This window comes from Streptomyces sp. NPDC016851 (genome assembly GCF_055562795.1).
In genome coordinates this window covers 182,859-203,997 of record NZ_JBVHEP010000019.1, presented here as the reverse complement: position 1 = coordinate 203,997, position 21,139 = coordinate 182,859, and the positions used below count along the sequence as shown (strand labels likewise).

Genomic DNA, 21,139 nt, shown 5'->3' with positions numbered 1-21,139 from the left:
GGGGGGGGGGGGGGGGGGGGGGGGGGGGGGGGGGGGGGGGGGGGGGGGGGGGCCCGGGGGGGGGGGGGGGGGGGGGGGGGGGGGGGGGGGGGGGGGGCCCCGCCCCCCCCCGCCCGGGTCATGCCGCCACGTCAGCGGTCTCAGCCGCCGCGCCGTACCCGGGCCGCTCTGCGGGCCTCCGCGAGCTTGCGGGCCTCGCTGCTCTTGCGGGACGGCCTGCCGCCGGAACCGCCCTCGGCGTCCTTGGTGCTGCCCAGGCCGCGGAACGGGGCGTTGTGGTTCTTGGGGCGCGGTACGGCCGGCCCGCCGTCGAGCGGCTTTCCGGAGGGGGCCTTGGCGCCGGTGATCCGGCTCAGCTCCGCCTCGCCGGACCGCACTTTGGTGACCTTGGGGGCGACATCGGCGTCCGCCATGACCTGGCTCGTCTCGCGGCGCTGTGCCGACAGGACGAGGGTCACGACGGTGCCTGAGCGGCCGACCCGGGCCGTGCGGCCCGCGCGGTGCAGATAGTCCTTCGGGTCGGTGGCCGGGTCGACGTTGACCACGAGGTCGAGGTCGTCGACGTGCAGGCCGCGTGCGGCGACGTTCGTCGCCACCAGCGCGCTGACCTGCCCGTTCTTGAACTGGGCCAGGGTCCGGGTGCGCTGCGGCTGGGACTTCCCGCTGTGCAGGGCGGCGGCGGCCACGCCGCTGGCCCGCAGATGCCGCGTGAGCTGGTCGACGCCGTGCTTGGTGTCCAGGAACAGCAGGACGCGGCCGTCCCGAGCGGCGATCTCCGTGGTCACGGCGTACCGGTCCGGGCCGTGCACGACGAAGACGTGGTGCTCGATCGCGAAGACCGCGCTCGACGAGGGGTCCACGGAGTGGACGGCGGGATCGCGCAGGTAGCGCTGCACCAGCTCGTCGACGTCCCGGTCGAGGGTGGCGGAGAACAGCATCCGCTGCCCGTCCGGACGCACCTGGTCCAGGATCTCGGTGACCTGCGGCAGGAACCCCATGTCGCACATCTGGTCGGCCTCGTCCAGGACCACGATGCGGACCCGTCCCAGCCGGCAGTCCTTGCGTTCGATGAGGTCGTGCAGCCGACCGGGCGTGGCGACGACGATCTCGGCGCCGTCCCTCAGCGCGGCGGCCTGCCGTCCGATGGATACTCCGCCCACCACGGTCGCGAGCCGCAGCCGCAGCGCCCCGGCGTACGGGGTGAGCGCCTCACCGACCTGCTGCGCCAGCTCCCTGGTGGGCACCAGAACGAGCGCCAGCGGCTCCTTGGGCTGCGCGCGCCGCCCAGCCGTCCGGGCGAGCATCCCCAGGCCGAAGGCGAGCGTCTTGCCGGATCCGGTGCGGCCCCGGCCCAGGACGTCCCGTCCCGCGAGCGCGTTCGGAAGCGCCGCCACCTGGATGGGGAAGGGCACGGTCACACCCTGCTCATCGAGCACCCGCAGAACCTCGGCCGGCAGCCCCAGCTGCGCGAAGGACGAAGCCGTGGGCCCCGCCGAAGCGGTGCCCGGCGCCTCGGACACATGGTCCTGCCGCCGGGCATCGGCACGTACTGATTCGCTCACAGAGAGCCTTCCTCCGAAGGGACCGTACCGAGGAAGGCGCGGCGGGGACGCGGCCACCAGCCATGGACACCGAACGGAGACCGGCACAGCGACGCTGCAAACGCACAACGTTAGCACGGGGCACGCCGCCCGGGCCTGTCCTGGTTGCGCCGCTCACAACCAGGACAGGGGCGAGTGGAGACCTACGGCAGGTCCCTGGTCGTGCTGGCGACCAGGCGGCCGGCCTCGAATCCCTCCAGGTGGGCGGTGTGGGCGGAGGCGGCGTCGTGGACCAGCAGGTCGGCCTGGCTGCCGGTGAAGTCGACGGAGGCGCGGGGGCGCTGGTCGAGGTAGACGTCGACGCGGTCGATGTTCTCCGCCGTGAGCTTCAGCCGGAGCGCACCGTCGGCGGGGGCGGCCTCCGTGATCGCCACGGCGTGCGGAGCCAGACCCTGCAGGAGCCGGCCCGCGTGGTCCAGGAGATCGGTGTTGCCCTCCAGCAGGTCGCGGCGCGTCATCCGGTGCAGTTCGTCGGGGACGACGCCCAGGTCCTCCACCGGCGTGCCCGAGTTCGGGCCGACCCGCAGCGTGCGGCGTATCGACACCCGCATCCCGGCGCCCTTCGGCAGGCGCGTGTAGGGCGTGCCCGGGTCGTCCGCCAGGAACTCGGACAGCAGGTCGTGCGTCCAGACGTTGGCGCCGCCGGCGCCCGTGTTCTCGTCGGTGCCGAGCACCGGCCCGATGCCGTGGTCCTGGAAGCCGGCCGCGAAGATGTCCGTGGCCGAGTAGCACCGGGCGTTGGTGATGAGCACGACGGGCCCGAAGTACTGCTGCCCGATGGCGTTGGCGCCGTTCTCGGGGCTGATCGGGAAGGCGCCGGAGTACACCGAGCCGGTCTCGACGGCCTGTTCCATGGACGGCACCCACGGTCCCAGGTCCAGCCCCGGACCACCCTGGAAGCGCCGGCAGATCCGCAGGTTGAGCGGGGTGTTGACGAACTGCACCGGTTCGGGGGCGATCCGGCGCGGCGTCAGCGTCTGCAGGGTGAACTCGGACGCGTGGATGTGCCCTCCGCCGTTGTCCCGGACGTCCACGATCAGACCGGCCTGCGGCAGTTGCCGGATGAGCCGGACGAACTCGGCGACGAACGCGCCGGGGCTGTCGACGTTGAACGTGAAGATGCGGATGTGGCCGAACGTTCCGGACGGCGTGGTGACGGCCCGGGCCCGGAACACCTTGGGCATGGTGCTGACGATCTCGCCCGCTCCCAGGTCCGGCAGGGGTTCGTCCGCCTCCGCGGCCCGCTCCTGGGCGACCACCCGGGGCGCGAACAGCAGCACCTTGGCCCGCTGGGTCTCGTCCCCGTCGAGGTCCAGGCCCTGGGACACGGCCGTGGCCCGGTCGGCGGAGACGAACGAGGGCAGGTTCTCCACGACCTGCCAGCTCTGCCGCAGTTCCCGGGCCGTTCCGGCGAGGTCGACGTAGCTGACCGTCACCCACTCCTCCAGCGGCGGGAGATGGATGGTGAGCGGCCGGACGGTCAGCGACTGCACACCCCGGCTGCGCCGGGCCGCCGTGTTGCTGCCGGCGAACCGGGCCGCGTTGAGGTCGACGGCGTCCAGGATGGGGATGCCGCTCCAGTGGGTGATCTCGACCCCCGGCTCGAACCCCGGCGCCGTGAAGCCGCTCGCCACATGGGTGACGAGGAACCGGGTGCGGTCCTGGTCCGTGCAGGACTCGACGAGGAACGGCAGGAAGGCGATCTTGCCCTTGAAGGGATCGGGCAGCAGGTAGTTGGTGTGCAGGTCGCGCACCGAGTGGAAGATCTCCGACATCTCCGCGTGGAACAGCCACTCCCTCGGCATGGTCTGCGGTGTCTGCCGCTCCATGCGCCGGTGCAGCAGCCGCAGCCGCTGGACCGGGTTGACGGCGTGCATCGCGGTCTTCAGCGGCAGGTGGGCGTAGTTCTGCTCCAGCAGGACCAGGGCCTGGTCGACGAGGAGCCGGCGGTCCTCCAGGGACAACTGGCCGGCGCCGTGCAGGAAGGCGGGCAGGGGGGCCGCACCGAGCAGGTGGTCGCGTACCGGCTCCGCCGCGTTCTGCGGGAAGCCGGGCGTGTTCTTCTCATGAACCGGTTGGGTCATGGCGATGCGCCAGTCCTTCGTGGTGTGTGATCGGGGCCGTGCCGGGGGTGCTCAGTCCCACCGGATGTCCGCCGTGCTCTCCAGCGGCGCGCGGTCCGCCGCCGCCTCGGGCACACGCAGGGTGTCGCCCTTGTGGAGGGCGGCGGGGAAGCGCAGCCGGGTGCGGTCCTCGACCTCGCCGAGGGTGACCTGGAAGACCCGGAACTCGTCCAGTTCCAGCGCTTCGAGCTGGTCCAGGTTCTGGGTGAGCAGAAATGCCCTGGCCTTCAGTTCTCCGTTCTCGGTGAAGGCGATGACCTTGTAGAACTCCCGGGCTATCTGCACGCGCCGGTAGACCCGGTCGTCGTCCCGGAAGACCGGCCCGCCGAAGACGCTGATCTTCAGGTCGTCGACGTCGACGTCGGCGAAGACGGCGTCCTCCAGCGCACCCCACACACCGTTCTTGGAGCTCTGGTTGAAGTCGTCCATCTGCGGGGTGATGTTGGTGTAGAAGAACGAGTCGGTGTTGGCCTTGCGCGCCTCCGGCAGGCTGCCCCAGAGCAGGTCGGCGCGGCGGGCGATGTGTCCCCGGTCGAGCCGGTTGGCCTGGTACAGCTCGTTGCCGACCTGCGCCGTGCCGGGCAGCCGCTGGTCCTTGACGAAGGGGATGCCGCTGCGGCTGAGCTTCTTCAGCGAGCCGCCGTCGACGTTCCAGGCCACCCAGAACGGGAAGCGCCGCTTCTTGCTCAGGGTGAGGGAGAAATGCGTGTACGGGATGACCGGCGAGCCGTCCAGGAGTGCGGCGTCGCGCGCGAGGTCGGCGTCCAGCTCCGGGGCCTCGACCCGTTCGCCGAGGAAGTCGGCGTCGTAGCCGGCGATGATCTCCAGTTGCTCCGGCGCCGGCTGGCTGAGGGTGATGTCGAGCTTCTCGAACACCGAGGTCGACAGGCAGGCGAGGGCGTGCTCGTCCGGGGAGCCGGTTCCCTCACCGGCGAAGTGCAGGCCGGCCAGCACCGTGCTCACGCGGTCGTCGCCCTCCTTGAACAGCCACACGGCGCCGGAGTCACCGCCGCTGCTGACCTCACCGTCCGCCGACGGATGGTCGGGGTCCGGGCCGATCTCGAAGCACCCGATGGTCTGCAGGCCCGTCACTCCGCCGTAGTCGATCTTCGCTATGGTGTCGACGCGGCGGACGATGCCATGAGTGACGCCGGTGGAGCGGCCGCTCTTGACCACCTTGTCGCCGAGCTCGGGCTCCCCCAGGGTCCGTGGGGCGACGTCCAGTTCGAGGAACTCCGGTCGGAAGTCGCGGTCCTCGATGGTGGCCACCGCGCAGTCGCCGGCCACGCCCAGGTGGGAGCGCTTGAGCACGCCCATCCTGTTGCGGTCGATGCGGTTGTCGTCCCGTGTGCCGGGCTGCACGACCTCGATCCCCAGCTCGCCGAACGGCCCGTGCAGCACATGCCAGTTGCTGAGCACGTACGGTGTGCCGTCGGCGCGGTCGAACACGACGCAGCCGATGGTGCCGGCCGACACCGTCACCGCGCCGACGCTGGCCCCGGGCCGGATGGGGTCCAGCCGGCTCTTGCGCGTCGGGCTCTCGACCTCGGCCACCATGTGGAAACTCGGCTTGTAGGTGCGCTCGATGACGTCGGTGGGCACCTCGACGCCGTCGACGGTGACGGTGGCCGGGATCAGCGAGGTGCCCAGGGACTCCAGCGCCTCCGGCTCGGCCTTGGTCGCCACGGTGAACTGCAAGGCCACGTCGCCGCCCGGCTGGTCACCGGTGACCTTGCGGCCCACGCCCACCGACGTGATGTTCGGGTCCTCCAGCAGGTGCGGGCCCCGGACTCGGATGTACTGCCGCAGCGACGAGATGAGTTCGTCGTCGGAGGGCGAGCCCTTCTTCGCCGAGGCCGTCTTCGAAGCGGACTTGGACGCCGACTTGGACGTGGACTTGGACGCCGACCTGGACGCCGACTTGGACGCGGCCTGCGGTTGCGGGGTCTTCGAGGTGGTCTTCTTCGTGCTCGTGGTTCTGGTGGTGGCCATGCTGGCACGCATCCCTTCGTGGGCGAGAAGGCACGGAGATGCGCCGGAGACCGGCCGGCACCGGCGCGTCGGGGCCGCGCGCAGTCGCGGCCCGGGGCGGCCACGCCCGACGTTGATTTGCCCCTCATATCCAGGATGGTCGAGCAGCACGAAGAGGCAAGTCGACATTGGAGCTACGGCTTATGCAGCCTGGCACCTCATTCCTGGGTCAACGACTTCCAGTGAAGCGTCAAATGTTGAATGAGACGCAATGCCGGTCTCCGAGAAGCCGCCGTAATGCGGGCAGGCACCCGCCGGGCCATCGTGGGTACTGGGGCGAATCCGAATCGCCCCTCTCCGCCACCCACCTCGGGAGGGCACCATGCGGCACGACGACCTGACGGAAGCCCAGAAGAAGGCTTTCGAAGAGAACGAGGCCGACTTCCGCAGATTCGACGACCAGATACAGGGCATCCGGGAAGCCGCCCGAGCACGACTGACGAACAACGGCTGGGAGCCCGAACCGGACGGCGCCATCCCCTGTCTGTCCTGCCCGTGCCCGAGCTTCCAGCACGGCGGCCCGCAGGGAAAGTGCAAACGTGTCAGCTGCCGCCACTCATTCATCGACCATGACCTGCCCATGTGAAATCCAGGAGGTCACTGACCATGAACAAAAAGCCCGCATGCGGACCTGAGCGCGACCCTGAATTCTTTGCCGAAATCGACAAAGTCTTCGCCCGGCACCCCGAGGCCGCCCGCAGATATGCGGTGCGTTGCCTCAGGCGCGAACTTGAAACACTGAAGATCGACTTCACCAAGCAGGTGGGGCTGTCACGGGTTGAGGACGGCCGGATCATCACAGAGTTTCACGATCGGGACGACGACGTGGTGCGTTCGTCGCACCACGCCTGCTGCCAGTGGCACGACGGCGCTTGTTACGAGCAGTGCCTGGAGTGACCGGGCGCACGGTCGGATCGGTCGTGCTCAGAACACCAGCGGCAGTTCCTTGACCCCGGTCATGCTCAGGCTGGGAAGGAACCGAGGTGGTCTGTCCGGATCGCTCCGCAGGTTCGGGAAGCGGTCCAGGAGGATGTTCAGCGCCACCCTGCCTTCCAGCCTGGCCAGCGGCGCGCCGATGCAGAAGTGCGCCCCACGGCCGAACGCCATGTGCGGGTTCGGGTCGCGCATCGGGTCGAAGGTGTGCGGGTCGGTGAACACCTTCGGATCCCGGTTCGCCACGCCGAGGAAGGTCACCACCAAGGAGTCGGCGGGGATGCGCTCGCCGCCGAGCTCGACGTCGGTCGTGGTGGCCCGCGCCGTTCCCGCGAACGGGCTGTAGTAGCGCAGCGCTTCCTCGATCGCCGCGGGGATCAGGCTCCGGTCCTCGCGCACCCTGGCGAACCACTCCGGATGGGTGTCCAGGCACAGGATCGAGTTGCCCAGCAGCATCGTGGTGGTGATGTGCCCGGCGATCAGCAGGACGTTGGAGAAGTTCACCACTTCGTTGTCGGTGAGGTGTTCACCGTCGACTTCGGCCTGCACCAGCTTGGTGATCAGGTCCTCGCGGGGATTCCGCCTGCGGTCCTCCACGTGTTCGCGCAGGTAGTCGGAGAGTTTCCGGACCTTCTGCATCGCGTCCTGGAGCCGCTGCCGCTGTTCTTCGGTCCGGTCGGCGAAGGAGAACTCCTGCGTGCTCTCCATCAGGGCGTCCCCCCATTCCCGGAACCTGTACCGGTCCGAGGCGGGCACTCCCAGTAGTTCGGCGATGACGATGACCGGCAGCGGATAGGCCAGGGTGTTGACCAGTTCCATCCGGTTGCCGTCGGGCACCTCGTCGAGCAACTCGTGGGTCAGCTCGGCGATGCGTGGTTCCAGATCGGCAACCATCTTCGGCGTGAAGGCATGACTGATCAGCCCGCGGAGCTTCTTGTGCTCCAGCCCGTCCATCTGAATGAGATTGCCCTCGCTGAACTCCTCCCCGCCCTCCATCATCTCCGGGGGTATGACGCGCTGGGTGTTCGAGGAGAACGTCCCGGGGTTGGCCAGGACGTGCTGGACCTCCCGATAGCCGTAGACGCACCAGATCCCGGCCTCCGCGTCGTAGCGCACCGGGGCTTCCGGCGCCTGGCCGCGTAGCCAGAACTGCGCCGGGTGAATTCCCCAGGCGTCGGCCATGGATGTCACGTTTCGCCATCCTTTGCTAGATCGTAGGTGAGATCCGCTCGCGGAAGCCCGGAAGCCCGGGAGCCCGAAAACCCAAAGCCCGGAGCCCCCAAAAGCCCGGAAGCCCGAAAGCCCGAAAGCGCAGTCCGCGGTGCTGCGACGCCGGCTGTGCCGGCTACGCGGGCTTGCGCGCGGTGACCCGTTCGACGACCCCCAACTTGAGCCGCCTCTGGTACTCGATGACGAAGCCGGCCTGCTCGACCAGCGGGAGCGGCCTGCGCGTCTGGTAGTCCCCGCACTGCCGCAGCATGGACTTCTCCAGCAGGCGCTGCCAGAGGAAGATCAGTTTGTGGTGACTGCCCACATGGTCGAGCAACAGCAGCCGGCCCCCGGGTCGCAGCACCCGGTACATCTCGGCGATCACCGGCCGCTCGTCGGGGACGCTGCACAGCCCCATCGTGCAGACGACCGTGTCGAACGAGCTGTCCGCGAAGGGCAGTTCGTGGGCCTCCCCTTCCCGCAGGTCGATCTCCCGGCCCAGGTCGGCGGCACGGTTCCGGGCCAGGTCCAGCATGGCCGGGCTCAAGTCGAACCCGGTCAGCGTTACCCCGTCCGGATAGAACTCCAGATTCCGGCCCGTGCCGATGGCGACTTCGAGGACCTCGCCCTTGGCCTGACCACACACCCAGGCCCGTCCGTCATCGAGCAGCATGCGTTCGAGGCGCCCGATGTCACGGTCGTAGCGGGGCGCGTATTCCTGCCACAGTTTGCGGAGGCGATCGTTCTCCGCGGTCACGTCGGTCACGTGGTCCGTTCCCCCTTGTCAACTCGCCCCCACGCCCGCTCGGGCCGGGACCTACCCGCCGACAGCGAGCTCCGCGCACCAGAGGCGGTATGAGGGCAGCGAACTAGCCGGATTCACTTCGCGATTCACTGCGCGACAGGAGACTGTGCCAGAAAGTGCTGCCATTGGCTACGCCCAATTCCGCGACGGCTCCCCCGCGAGCGGCTCCCTTCGGCCGCCTTCGGCCGCCTTCTCGACGGCGGCGGACCGGTCACAGCCCCGCAGAAAGCCTTTTCCCGCGACCCCTCGCCTTACACCTCTGCCCGATACCCGATAGAGGTTCGATGGCGGTCGGAATATACCGGGCCGGCCTGGCTTCAGCCGACACGTAGGCACGAACGATTTCCAGCCACTTCGAACGCGAGAAGCGCGTTGGGGCCGATCGGCGCCGGCACTTCTTTCGCTTCCGCGGACCGGGCATCGGGGCCCGTGCACCGCCGTGTACGACCAGCATGATTCCGCCACCGTGGCCGAGTTCACTCAACGTTCAACATATGACGGCGCACGTGCTCGCTGCACCGGAAAAGGCCTCCTGACCAGCAGAAATAACAACATGTAGCTGGAATCAATCGACAGCGATCGCATGCTTGACAGCCCGGATCTCTTCGGTGACGATCAGCCGTCGAAGGTCTCGGATTCTCAACGGGGGAGAGCCTGTGGACGTCAGCACGCCTGAGTTACAGCAATTAGCGTCTCTGGTCTCTCCGTACGGCCTCGTATCGCGCACCGCGGCCCTGCCAGTGGCCGACGGTGATCCGGACTTCGCCGTCCGTGTATCCAGCATCGGTGACCCCTCGAAGGTCCTGGACAGCCTGCAGGGCTGGAGCAACAACGGGGACCTGGGGAACGTCGACGGTGTCGGCAGCGCTCTTGCCGGCGAGCGGGCCAGACTGGTCTCGATAGCCGAGGCTCTCGAACGGTACTCGACCTGTTCCTGGCACGACGAGGATTTCCTTGTCGCCGCCGAGGACGAACTCACCGAGGAATTCGTTTCGCCCTCGCGGTGGCCGCGGTGTTCCGAGCGTGAGTTCGCCCGTGACGACTGCGGTCTCGTCCCGTACGACCCGGCCGTCCCGATCAGATGGGTGCGGGCCTGGTCGCTCACCCGGCGGTGCCCCGTCCTGGTTCCGGCGATCGCGGTGTACCTGCACATGGCACCGCGATCGCAGTCGGAACGCTTCACCCGGGGCATCACCACGGGAGCGGCCGTGCACTCCGACCTCCGCAGCGCGGTTCTCGGCGGGCTGCTCGAGGTCGTGGAGCGAGACGCGCTCTCGCTCGCGTGGTTGCAGCGCCTGCGGTTGCCGCACCTGACGGTCGATCCGGAGCTTCTGGAGCCACTGGCACGCGCCTACCATGCGACCGGGACCGCGCGTCACCTCGAGGTACGGCTCTTCGACGCGACGACGGACTTCGGCATCCCGGTGGTGTACGGCGTGCAGCTGTCACCCCACGAGAACCAGCTGGCGCAGATCGTCTGCGCGACGTGCGACGTCGATCCGCAGGCGGCAGTTGCCAAGGTCTACCGGGAACTCGCCTCCGTGCGGGTGGCGCTGCGCGAACGCGTGGGCGGCCGGCCGCTGCGGCGACCCGACGACGGGACCGTCAGCGTCACCGGCTCGGCGGCGTACAACGCCTCCGTCGAGCGACGGGTCGCCTTCCGGCACCTGCTGGAAGGCGAGCGGGACGTACGACGTCTCGAAGAGCTGCCCGCCCTGTCCGCCGACCCGGACCCGCTGGCGGCCGCGGTTTCCCGACTGTCCGCGCGGGGGGCCGAGGTGCTCGTGGTCGACATCACCACGGACGAGGCGCGCCAGGTCGGCATGCACGCCGTCAAGGTGCTGGTGCCCGAGGCCCTCCCCCTGTCGTTCATCCACAGCGAGCGCTACCTCGCTACGCCCAGGCTCTACGCCGCGCCGACGGCGATGGGCCACGAGAGCCACGACGAAGAATCGCTGAATCCGGAACCGCAGCCTGCCGCGTAGATGGGGGACGAAGCACGTGCTGTTCGAGCAGTCGGTGGATTGCCTGTACCTGGTGAGGGACACGTTCGGAGAGCAGTACGCCGACGCGTACGAGACGGCGGCATCGAGCCGGGTGACCGGAAGTGAACTTCCCGACGACGCCCGGCTGTCGCGCGCCGCGGTGATCGTGGCCGTGCACTCCGGACGAGACGAGAAACTGCGTGACGCGCTGGACCGGCTCGGGTTCGAACGGGGCGTCCCGACGGTCGGTGTCGAATTGCTTCCGACGAGGATCGTGTGCGGTCCGGCCGTGATCCCCGGAGCCACGGCCTGCTACTCCTGCTATCTGAGACGCGTCGAGCAGCATCAGGATCCCGCGCAGACCGATCAGGTGGGCGAGGCGACGCGGGGCCTGCCCGAGGGTTTCGGCCGGATGCACCTGGCGATCGCGCACGGTCTGCTGACGCTGGCCATGGCCGAGCTGCGCACGGGCCCGGTGGGGCTCGGCGGCACGGTACGGACGTTCGACCTGGTCGCGGGGACGCTGTCGACCGCGTCGACGGTGGCGGTGGACCGCTGTCCGCGCTGCAGTGCCCGATGGGACGGCCTGCGGACCGGTGTCGACGCGGTGGCCGGTCTCGCCTGACGTTTTCGCCGCGGGTGTGGCCTCACATGAGGTATGCGCCGCGGTCTGGTCTCACGTGAGGTACGCACCGCGGTCTGGTCTCACGTGAGGTATGCGCCGCGGGCGGTCTCACATGACGTTTTCACCGCGGGTCCGGTCTCACGTGACGTTTTCGCTGTGGGTGAGGAGTGCAACCAATGGGTGTTGAGCTGAGGGCGGAGACCCTCGGACGGGTCGCGCGCCGGGACAAGCAGATCGCGGTCCCGGTCCGCCCCGCTCTCCGCAGGGGCGTTCGGCTGCGCCAGTCCGGCGACGCCGTGATGCTCGACGGCGCGGACAAACGGCAGGTCTTCACCGGGAAGTTCGCGCGCGACAAGCTCGGCCGGCTGGCGGCCGCATGTGACGGCACCACCACGCATGCCGATCTCGCCGCCGCCTTGGGCCTCGACGAGGCGATCGTCCACAAGTCCCTGGCCCTGTTGTGGGCGTCAGGGGCCCTGGAGGAGGGCACGCCGCCCGGCGACGCCCCGGCGGTAGCGCCCGAGCTCGCCTGCCTGTTGTCACGGCTCGGCAACTCCACCGGGGTGAACCGGTCCTGGACCGACGCCGCGGCGCGGCTCGGTCGCGCCACCGTCCATCTGGCCGGTCACCGACCGCTGGTGGAGGCCACGACGACGTGTCTGGACGGCGTGTGCGACGTGGTCGACGACATCGACCGGCTGCCGATCGCCGAGGACGCCCTCGTCGTCTTCTTCGAGACGCGGCAGTCGCAGCCGGAGTTCGCCGAACTGCAGCACCGGTGCCGGCTGGAGGAGCGGGCCCTGTTGCGCGTCCGGGCGGACAGCACCTCGATGACCATGGGGCCGTACGTGGACCCCTCGTTCACCCCGTGCCTGGAGTGCGGCGTGTCGGGCGAGGACGACCTGTCGGACGATCCGCCGCAGCACGCCCACGACCTCATCGCCGGCCTCGTCGCCCACCACGTGCTCGCGCTCGTCTCGCGGTCGGTCCGGACCTGTCTGCCGCTCGACGCGGGCATCGTCGACCTGACCACCCTGTCCACGCGCTACCGCCCGAGCGCGACCCGCCCCGGGTGTCCCACATGCTCGTTCAGCAAGGGCACGATGGCGTCCGTGCCGCCGTCCAGCGCGACGTACGAGGCGGCGGTGGCACTGCCGCCGCGCAGGTTCCTGGATCCCCGCGGGCATCTGGCCCACTTCCAGTCCTCGAACATCAAGCTGCAGTGGGAGTTCCGGAGCTGGCCCAGCTGCCCGCGGGTGGCGCTGCCCGAGGCGGACGTGTCGAGGCTGGCCGGAGCGCCGCTCCGAGTGGCAGACCGACCGGACCTCGGCCGGCCGGATGTCTCCCTCCTGCTCGCGGTCTCGTTCGGCATCCGCGAGCAGTCCGACGGGTGGGTGCAACGGTGGACCGCGGCCGGCGGGAACATCGGCTCGGCGACAGCCTATGTGGTGAGCCGCGACGAGGCCGTGCTGCCCGTGGGCGGGTACGCGTACCGCGAGCAGGACCACACCCTCGCCCGGCTCACGACCGACGGCCTGCCGGGCGACAAGCCGCTGTTGCTGGTCGTCACCGCCAACCTCAAGAAGATGGCCGCCAAATACGGCACGTTCGGGCTCCGGCTCGCGCTCTGCAACGCGGGCTGCGGACTGTCCACCGCCCGCAAGGTCGCCGGCCATCTCGACTTGGACTTCTCACTGGTCACGGACTGGGACGACCGCCTGCTGAGCGAGTACCTGGGTCTCTCCCTGACCGAAGAACCCATCGCCGCAGTCATGGAAGTGGGCTGAACCATGCGATCCGACTCGTCCATGATGCAACCGGTGCTCGAGACCTTCGCCTCGCGTGACCGTACGAGCGACGGCCTCGCGGCGCACCGGTCACCGATGCCGTTCGCGGACGCCACGCCCGTCGCCATCGACGAGCAGGAGACGGCCCCTGGGCACCCCCGTGACCTGCGCGACGTCCTGGTGGCCCGGCGGTCGTCCTTGCAGTACGCGGACGAACCCGTGTGCACGGACCTGGTTCTGGGCTTGTTGCAGCAGGCGTTGGGGCGTGACTCCGGTGACTGGGGGCTGGATGACGAGACCGGCCCGCTCGAGGCGTTCGTCTTCGCGCTGCGCAGCGAGGGGAAGCCGGCCGGGGTCTACCGGGTCACCTCGCGGGAGTCGTCGTTCATCGCCCCGGCCTCGGTCGTCGCCGATCCCGAACTCCTGGGGGTGCAGCGGGAGTTCGCCGACGCCGGCGGCATCGTCAGCGTCTACGCCAACCTCGACCGCGCGGACTCGTGGGCGGGATCGCACGGTTACCGGCTGTGTGTGGTGCGTGCCTCGATGGCCCTCTACGACTTCCACCTGAGCTGTCAGTCCCATGGTCTCGTCGGCACCATGTTCGGCGGGTTCATCGGCTCGGCTGTCCGCAACGTGATCCAGAGCGACGGTGTGACCCGGCACCCTCTGCTCGCCGCGACCTATGCCCACCCGGTGCGGTGATCGTCGAAAGTGAGTGAGTCGATGTCCTACGAGGGTGCGTCGCACGCCACTGGCGTCGTCCTCGCCCGCCCGGATGTATCCGCGCTGCGCACGAGGAAGGGAGCGTGGATCGGTGTCGGCACCTCGTCCTTCACGGTCAAGGGTGCGGCCGCCTACGTGGTGGTCTCGACGCTCCTCGGCCGGTCGGACGGCAGTCGCACAGGCCATGACCTGGTGGACGAGTTCCCGGCAGGGGCGCGCCCGGCGGTGTCGCGGGTGCTCGACGCGCTGGTCGCGCATCGGTGCGTGACCCTCCTCGACGCGCCGCTCGCCCGGCAGGTCGATCTCAGAGGCCCTGCGGCACAGTGGCTGATCCCGTACTTCTCGCAGCTGACGGACGAGCCGGTACGCGCGCTGGACCGCGTGCTCGCCACCACCCTCCATCTGTACGGACGCCCCGACTGGCTGGGCCGCCTGCGCCAACTCATTGATTCGGCACCGCTGTTCGGGCTGCGGACCGAGTTCCGTACGGTCTCGGACGAGGACCCGGTGCCGCGGTGGGGCGACGCCGGCCTGGTCGTCGTCGACGCGGACGGCCTCCCGCACGAGCGCACCGTGCGACTGCAGGACGCGCTGCTCGACCGCGGCGTACCGCACGGCATCGTGGGCGAGGCCGGCGGGCGCCACTGGATCCTCTGGTCCGACGCCGGGTCGACCGGCTGCTGGGACTGCCTGTGCCGCTACGGTCGCGCGGCCCAGCCGGACGCTCCGGCCGGCACCGCGTCACCGGCGCCGGACGAGTGCGCGGCGGCGGCACTGGTGCACGCGATCTACCAGCGCGGTGCCGGGCTCGGTGAGCACGCGGCAGCGGCGGTTTCCCTGCCCCTCGGCACCAGCCTGCCGACGGTGAAACCGCATCCGGTGTGGTCGACCGCGGGCTGTCGCTGTCATCGGGCCGTGGTGCCACCGGTCACCGGTGATCCGCGCGACGACGCGGAAGAGGCCCTGGTCCGCCGCAACATCGTCAGTCCCGAGGACGACAGCCGGCTGGACGACGACCACGAGCGGATCATCGGCACCCTGGCCGGCTGGACGGACGAATTCGCCGGCCCGTTCCGGTACTTGGACGGGGGCGAACTGCCCCAGGTCCCGTTCGGGCAGGCCCGGGCCACCGTCCTCGCCGGGCTCGCCGAGACGTGCCGGGTCCGTGAGGTCACGGCCGTCACGTTGTCGTCCCGGGAGGCCCTGTACCAGGCAGCGCTCAACGGCCTGGAACTGTTCGCCGCGCAGCCCGACGGGCCACCGCCGAACCTGGGCGCCGGATGGACCCTGGACGAGGCGATCTACCGTGCCCTGCTGCGGCAGTCGATGTCACGGCCGGCCGACGACGCCGAGCCGGTGCACCTGTCCGACGACGCCCTGGGCCACGACGAATGCGTCAGGTTCAGCCGGTACATCCTGCGGGGTGTCGCCCGCACCCGTGGCCAGGAGGACCTGCGCTGGTTCGGCACCCGCCTGCCGAACGGCGTCCACCGCGTCTCCGGGCGCGACACCGGGTCCGGGCGGCGCGACACCGGGAACGTGGTCACGCGGGGCGCGGGCGCCTGTTACGCGGAAGCGGTGTCCACGGCGTTGCTCCGGCTGGTCAACGACGACGGTGCTCTGGTTCCGGTCAACCCGCACTTCCGCACCTGGGCCGAGGTGTGGCGGCACATCGCACGACCGGAACACGTGGAAGTGACCGCGCGAACGGTTCCCTTCGCGCGACACGAGGTCCGACTGGTGGAGGTGACATGAGTACAAAAACGCACGTGCCACTCGCCGCGGACCTGGTCGCCGCTCTGTCGGCCGGCACCGGAGCACCGCAGCCCGCGGAGATACTCCTGGGTCCGCTGACCGACCCCGCACGGGTCCACGCCGGCGCGGACGGATCGGGGCGCGGCATCGCCGTGTTGTTCTGGTGCGGCAGCATCCACGTCCTGGCCTACGACCTGGCGCACGAGAGCGGCGGCTGCCCGCGCTGCCTGGCGTGGTTCCTCACCAGGCAAGTGGACTCCGCCGACCTGCCGTTCGGGGAGCCGTCCGAGAGCGAATCCGCGGGCGGCGGGCGCAGCCGGGCGCTCTGGCAGCAGGCCGGTCCCGCGCTGCGCGCCGTCGTCACCGGGATCGCGACGCTGTTCCTGCGGGAGGACTCCCCCGCCGGCACACTCGCCACGGTCGACCGGGCCGGCGGCGTGGTGCGGCGGGGAAACGTCCCGCCGAGGACGGGATGCCCGGCCTTGCGGTCGGCGGCGGCCACGACCGCGATCGCGTTCGGCTCCGCGCCCGAGCTGCTCGAGAAGGCCGACGGGGCGCTCCGCTCCCGGCTTCCGCTGCCGCCGACGCTCACGTCCGACTACCTGGGACCGCACTCGCTGTTCCGTGAACCGCTCGCCGATCTGGACGGCCCGGTCCCCACGGCGCAGGTGAGCCTGCCCCTGGGCAACGGCACGCAGGAGCCCGGCGTCGGCCGGTCCCGGAGCTTCGCCAGGAGCAGGACGACCGCGGTCCTGGAGGGCCTGGAGCGCCACACCGGCTTCTGCCACCAGCCGTCCGAGGGCACCGTGCGGGCCTCGCTCACGGAGTTGGGGAAGAGGGCCATCGATCCCCGCACCCTCGGATACCACGCCGACGAGGAGTACGCGCGGGACGACTTTCCCTTCGCGCCGTTGGACGAGGACGAACCGGTGGACTGGGTCCCGGTCACGCCGCTCGGCCACGGCCCGGCCCGGTACCTCCCGGAGGTCGCGCTCTCCTGGGTGCGCCGGACCGGCGCACGGACGTCGTTCTTCTACGACACGTCGAACGGCTTCGCGCTGGGCCGCAGTCATGAGGAAGCGACCCTGCACGGGCTCTTCGAGATCGTCGAACGGGACGCGTTCCTGCTCACGTGGTACCGCAAACTGCTCCTGCCCGAACTCACCTTGGGACCGGCCGACAGCGGCATCAGGGACTTGATGGAGCGCGTCGAGGTCGTCACCGGGTTCCGGGTCCGCCTCTTCTGGGCGACGCTGGACATCGACGTCCCGGTCGTGCTGGCGCTCGCCCAGCGCGACGCGGACGCGGGCCCCTGCACGCTCGTGTCGACCGCGGCCGGCCTGTACCCGCGGGACGCGGCCGAGTCCGCCATCTTCGAGGTCGCCGCACGCGTGGCCTCCATCCGGCACATGTTCGACGACGACCCGGTGCACCGACAGCGGATGGCGGAGGACTTCAGCGCGCTGCGCACCATGGAGGACCACAGTCTGCTCGGCGCCCTGCCCACGTCCCGGGAGTGGTTCGCCTTCCTGACGACACCGGACAGACCCGAGGTCAGTCTCACCGCGGCCGCTGCGACGGCCCCGCGGTTCGCCACCCTCGACAAGGATCTCGACCATCTGCGACAGCAGATCGAGGCCGCCGGTCTGGACGTCTACGCGGCCGATGTCACCACGCGGGAGCTGCGCTGGCGCGGCCTCGTGTGCACACGCAGCTTCGTACCCGGATGCCTGCCGATGACGTTCGGTCACAGCACCCGGCGCCTTGAGGGGCTGCCGCGGCTGCACGGTGGATCGCTCCCCTGCGCCTCCCGGCTGGCTCCCGGCCAGACCCCGGCGGACGTTCCGCCACACCCCTTTGCGTAACCCGCTGGTAAGAGAAGGAGAACCTGCTCGTGCGAACGGATGAGCCTTCGGAGCCTCCGGCCGACTCCACCGCGAGGGTCAGCCCCTACGTCCTCTTCCGGCGCAGTCGGCTGCCTGTGGCGGAACTCGATGACCTCCGGTTCGACGAGCCCTGGGCGCGGATCGAGGAGAGCCGGCGCCTCCGGGCGGAATGTGCCCGGCGTGCGGGAGAGGTGTCCGATCGTCTGGCCGGATGCGTGCCGCACGTGGACGAGTCGGTGCGGGCCGAGCTCGTCCGGCTGCGCCGTGACGTCTACAACCAGCGTGCCGAGCCCGCCGCACGGCGGTTCGACGTCGTGGCGCCGCACCTGGACGCCGACGCGGTCGCCGGGGTGCGGGAGTGGTTCGACCTCGTTCGGCGGACGCACGGCTGCGAGGCCGAGTCGCGGTCGGTGTTCGACGACCGGATGCGGTCGGCGCGCGCCGGTTTCGGCCGGCTCTTCGAGCACGACTCGATGGCGAGGAGCATCCAGCTCTCGGGCGACCAGCTGTACGAGAGCCTGCGCCAGTACGCCTCCGGTGAACTCGGTTCGGTCAAACCGAGCCGACGGCGGGTCCTTGAGTCCTCGCTGGTGAACTTCGCCTATCGCGCCGCGCTGAAGCCCTCTCCCTTCGGCCGGTTCACCGAGGTCGGGGCCTTCCCGCTGGATCTGCCGGAGGGCGGCCACCCCCCGTCCGAGCCGCGGACGTACTCGACGGCGACACTGAACCGGGTGTTGGTGAACTGGCTGGCCGCCGGGCTGCGACGCGTCGACGGCGGCATCGACCTCGGCCAGGTGCTGCTGAACTCGTCGCTGCGCGCGGACGAGAAGACGATCCAGTTCATCGGGCTCGTGCCCGCCGCCAACGAGCACGGCCTCGCGGAGGCGGTCGTCCGCCTCAGGCGCGACAAGGTCGTCGAGCGCCTCCTGGCCGTGATGGCCACGGGCTCGGCATCGGTGCCGGAGGTGCTCGGGGCGCTGACCGAGCTGACCGGCGATGACGCGGTCAGCAGGAAGGCCCTGCGGGCCCTGATGCGGACCGAGTTGCTGTACGTCAGCCCCGGACTCGACGAGCAGGACCCGGGGTACTCCGAGAAGCTGGCGGGTGTCCTCAGCGCCGGGACGACCGAGCCTGTGTCCGCCCTGAGGCGTCACTTCGACACCCTCCGGGAGCTGGAGTCGGCGCTTTCCGACGCGCCCGTGGAGAAGCGCAGACCGCTGCTCCGCGCCGCGGACCAGGCCATCACCGGTGTCGCGGAGCTCTGCGAGATGGGAACGCCTCCTGCCGACATCTCCCGGGCGCCGGTGTACGAGGACCTCTGGACGCCGGACCGGCCCGCCACCTGGAGCCGGGACGCCCTGTCCGGGAGCGTCCCCGCGCTGGAGAGTCTGTGGCGGCTGGCGTCGATGCTCGACTACGGCCACACGAAGCGGCTGGGGTTGTACGCCTTCGCGGCCACCACCTTCGCCGACCGCGAGACCGTGCCCTTCGTGACGTTCTTCGACAAGCTCATCCAGCTGTCGGAGGCCGAGCAGGACGCGGTGTTCTGGGGGCGTGGCTCCACCGCGGCGGAGACGTTCCTGGCGCAGCGCACCCAGGCCCTGCGTGACATCGGCGGGCAGTTGGTGCCCGAGGACGGCGTCGTCCGGATGACACCGGAAGCGCTCAAGGACGCGTGCGCGGGCGTGGAGGACTGCGTCGACCCGGACTCGATCACCTTCCGCGTGCAGTTCGCCGGCGGCGGGCCGTCGCCCGAGGTCGTGGTGAACGGAGTGCTGACCGGATACGGCGTCTACTTCTCGCGCTTCGCGTCGTTCGTCGAGGGATCCGCCGCCGAGGGCTGGACGCTTCGGTCCGCCGTCCGGGAGCACCTGCGGAAGGCCTTCCCGGGGCAGGTGGACCTCAACATGGTCGCCGGGCTCAACTTCAACCTGCACCCGCCTCTCACCGACCGGGTGCTGAACTATCCCGGCACCTGGCCGACAGCACCGGAGATGAAGGCCTACAGCCTCGACAGGCTGATGATCCGGATCGACCACGCCCGTCGCGGGCTGCTCCTGTGGGATCCCGACCTGGACGAGGCCGTCCACCTGATCCCCATGAACTTCCTGCTCCCCATCGTGACCCCGGTCCTCTACCAGGTGCTGGAGGTGCTGAGTCCGACGATCCGGTACAACTGGAATCCGATGGACGACATCGGGCGCGCCATGGGTCATCGCGGGTACCCCGGATCGGCGCCCCGGCTGGTGGTCGGTGACGTCGTCGCCCACCGCCGTTCCTGGACGGTGCCGGCACGCGACATCCCGGGCCTGTCCGAGCTGAGCAAGGACTCGTACGCGGCGCTGCTGCGCTTCGACGAGTGGCGCGGCGAACAGGGCCTGCCCCAGCACGCGTTCGTGCTGACACAGCGTCTGGACGAGTACAACTTGCTGTCCGGGCTGGTCGAGGAGATCCCGCGCGACTGGACCGACTTCAGTCACCTGCACCGGGCCAGTGTCCACAAGCCCATGTACGTCGACTTCCGCAATCCGTACCTGGTGCGGAGCTTCGCCAAGTCCGCGTTGTCGCGGGACGACGTCTACGTGTCCATCCGAGAGTGCATGCCGGCCACCAACGAGTACGGGGGTTGCGGACCGGCAGCGGCAGAGGAGTTTTTCGTTGAGCTCTACCGAGATCGATCGTGACGGTGACTGGCGTGCCCTCCACACCTACCTGCCGATGTCGCTGCAGACCGCCTTCCTGCGGGATGTGATCCGGCCGGCCGTGCGGGACGCCGGGGTGCAGGACAGCTTCTTCTTCCTGCGCTACTGGCAGGGCGGTCCGCACATCCGGCTCAGGATCCAAGGGGCTTCCGAGCAGACCGTCGAGTCGGTGCGCGCCACGCTGGCCGCGGCGGTACCGGCACTGACCGCCGAGCAGACCGCCGAGTTCGAGCAGCAGGCTTCGCTCCAGCCGGGCCTGGCCGATCTGGAAGGGGCGAAGCCCGAAGAGGTCAGGGCGCCGGGCACCGTCGAACACAACCTCTACTCGCCCGAATACAGGAAGTACGGCGGCACCACGGGCATCCGCATCGCCGAAGAGCTGTTCCGCTCCACGTCCGCGGCGATCCTCGACCTCCTCGTCGGCCGTACGGATGCCGAACTCAAGGCTCCGGCGGGGCCGGCCATCCGCGTCATGGCCATGTCCCTCAAGGGCTCCGGACTGGACATGGAGCAGAGCCAGGACTTCCTCCGGGTCTACGAGGAGGAATGGCGCAGATGGGTGCCGCCCGGGTACGAAGAGAAGTGGGCGGACATGTACGAGAAGACGCGCGGCATGGTGATCCGCCTGTGCGGCGCGGTCTGGCGCGACGGGATCACCGACGTTTTCCACGACACCTACGCCACCGCCCTGAAGTCCACGAGGACGGCGCAGACCACATCGACGGACGGCGACCTCACGGATCTGGTCCTGGACAGGACTCCGTATGTCCACTGCCTGGCCAACTACATTCACACGACCAACAACCGCCTGGGGATCCTGCCCCTGGCCGAGGCATTCCTGGCGTATGTCATCCAGCGGGCCCTGACGGAACTGCGGGCCGATTAGACGACGCGGACGCATCAGCCGGGTAAACCACGGCAATACACTGGACCAGTACGGAATTAAATATTCCGTCCGCGCCCGGTGTTATTGC

15 protein-coding genes are annotated in these 21,139 nt (G+C 69.8%); 10 read left to right on the top strand and 5 right to left on the bottom strand.

The window, feature by feature from the left end; translation table 11 throughout:
* Positions 1–140: 140 nt before the first annotated feature.
* From ACZ3I3_RS28115 to ACZ3I3_RS28105, 3 genes are all read right to left on the bottom strand, one after another.
* Positions 141–1,562, bottom strand: coding sequence for a DEAD/DEAH box helicase (locus ACZ3I3_RS28115; RefSeq protein ID WP_467369618.1), 1,422 nt, complete (start codon positions 1,560–1,562; stop codon positions 141–143).
* A gap of 182 nt (positions 1,563–1,744) precedes the next feature.
* Complete coding sequence (locus tag ACZ3I3_RS28110; RefSeq protein ID WP_467369616.1) at positions 1,745–3,685, bottom strand: S41 family peptidase; 1,941 nt, start codon at positions 3,683–3,685, stop codon at positions 1,745–1,747.
* Between the two features lie 51 nt (positions 3,686–3,736).
* On the bottom strand, positions 3,737–5,716 hold the full coding sequence (locus ACZ3I3_RS28105) for a DNA/RNA non-specific endonuclease (RefSeq protein WP_467369614.1): 1,980 nt from the start codon (positions 5,714–5,716) through the stop codon (positions 3,737–3,739).
* 361 nt (positions 5,717–6,077) lie between these two features.
* On the opposite strand from ACZ3I3_RS28105, the gene ACZ3I3_RS28100 reads away from it, so the two are divergent.
* The gene (locus ACZ3I3_RS28100; protein WP_467369612.1) at positions 6,078–6,341 is read left to right on the top strand and encodes a hypothetical protein; all 264 of its coding nucleotides are present in this window, start codon (positions 6,078–6,080) and stop codon (positions 6,339–6,341) included.
* A gap of 20 nt (positions 6,342–6,361) precedes the next feature.
* On the top strand, positions 6,362–6,652 hold the full coding sequence (locus tag ACZ3I3_RS28095; RefSeq protein ID WP_467369611.1) for a hypothetical protein: 291 nt from the start codon (positions 6,362–6,364) through the stop codon (positions 6,650–6,652).
* A 27-nt stretch (positions 6,653–6,679) separates the two neighbouring features.
* Here ACZ3I3_RS28095 and ACZ3I3_RS28090 read toward each other — a convergent pair whose 3' ends face one another.
* The gene (locus ACZ3I3_RS28090) at positions 6,680–7,870 is read right to left on the bottom strand and encodes a cytochrome P450 (RefSeq protein ID WP_467369627.1); all 1,191 of its coding nucleotides are present in this window, start codon (positions 7,868–7,870) and stop codon (positions 6,680–6,682) included.
* A 163-nt stretch (positions 7,871–8,033) separates the two neighbouring features.
* Positions 8,034–8,663 (bottom strand): class I SAM-dependent methyltransferase, encoded by a 630-nt coding sequence (locus ACZ3I3_RS28085; RefSeq protein ID WP_467369609.1) that lies wholly within the window; start codon positions 8,661–8,663, stop codon positions 8,034–8,036.
* A gap of 779 nt (positions 8,664–9,442) precedes the next feature.
* On the opposite strand from ACZ3I3_RS28085, the gene ACZ3I3_RS28080 reads away from it, so the two are divergent.
* The 8 genes from ACZ3I3_RS28080 to ACZ3I3_RS28045 all read left to right on the top strand — a co-directional run bounded on the left by ACZ3I3_RS28080 (position 9,443) and on the right by ACZ3I3_RS28045 (position 21,051).
* Positions 9,443–10,687 (top strand): YcaO-like family protein, encoded by a 1,245-nt coding sequence (locus ACZ3I3_RS28080; protein WP_467369607.1) that lies wholly within the window; start codon positions 9,443–9,445, stop codon positions 10,685–10,687.
* Between the two features lie 16 nt (positions 10,688–10,703).
* Positions 10,704–11,312, top strand: a complete 609-nt coding sequence (locus ACZ3I3_RS28075) for a cyclodehydratase (protein WP_467369605.1) — start codon at positions 10,704–10,706, stop codon at positions 11,310–11,312.
* Between the two features lie 176 nt (positions 11,313–11,488).
* Entirely contained in the window at positions 11,489–13,099 is a 1,611-nt protein-coding gene (locus ACZ3I3_RS28070) for a tpaE (protein WP_467369603.1), read from the top strand.
* A gap of 24 nt (positions 13,100–13,123) precedes the next feature.
* On the top strand, positions 13,124–13,801 hold the full coding sequence (locus ACZ3I3_RS28065) for a nitroreductase family protein (protein ID WP_467369625.1): 678 nt from the start codon (positions 13,124–13,126) through the stop codon (positions 13,799–13,801).
* A 21-nt stretch (positions 13,802–13,822) separates the two neighbouring features.
* Positions 13,823–15,577 (top strand): hypothetical protein, encoded by a 1,755-nt coding sequence (locus tag ACZ3I3_RS28060; RefSeq protein ID WP_467369601.1) that lies wholly within the window; start codon positions 13,823–13,825, stop codon positions 15,575–15,577.
* Positions 15,578–15,591: 14 nt separating this feature from the next.
* Complete coding sequence (locus ACZ3I3_RS28055) at positions 15,592–17,442, top strand: YcaO-like family protein (RefSeq protein WP_467369600.1); 1,851 nt, start codon at positions 15,592–15,594, stop codon at positions 17,440–17,442.
* Positions 17,443–17,471: 29 nt separating this feature from the next.
* Entirely contained in the window at positions 17,472–20,147 is a 2,676-nt protein-coding gene (locus tag ACZ3I3_RS28050) for a lantibiotic dehydratase (RefSeq protein WP_467369598.1), read from the top strand.
* A complete protein-coding gene (locus ACZ3I3_RS28045; protein ID WP_467369596.1) occupies positions 20,122–21,051 on the top strand; it encodes a lantibiotic dehydratase C-terminal domain-containing protein in 930 nt (309 codons plus the stop codon). The genes ACZ3I3_RS28050 and ACZ3I3_RS28045 overlap by 26 nt, the downstream gene beginning before the upstream one ends.
* Positions 21,052–21,139 lie beyond the last annotated feature (88 nt).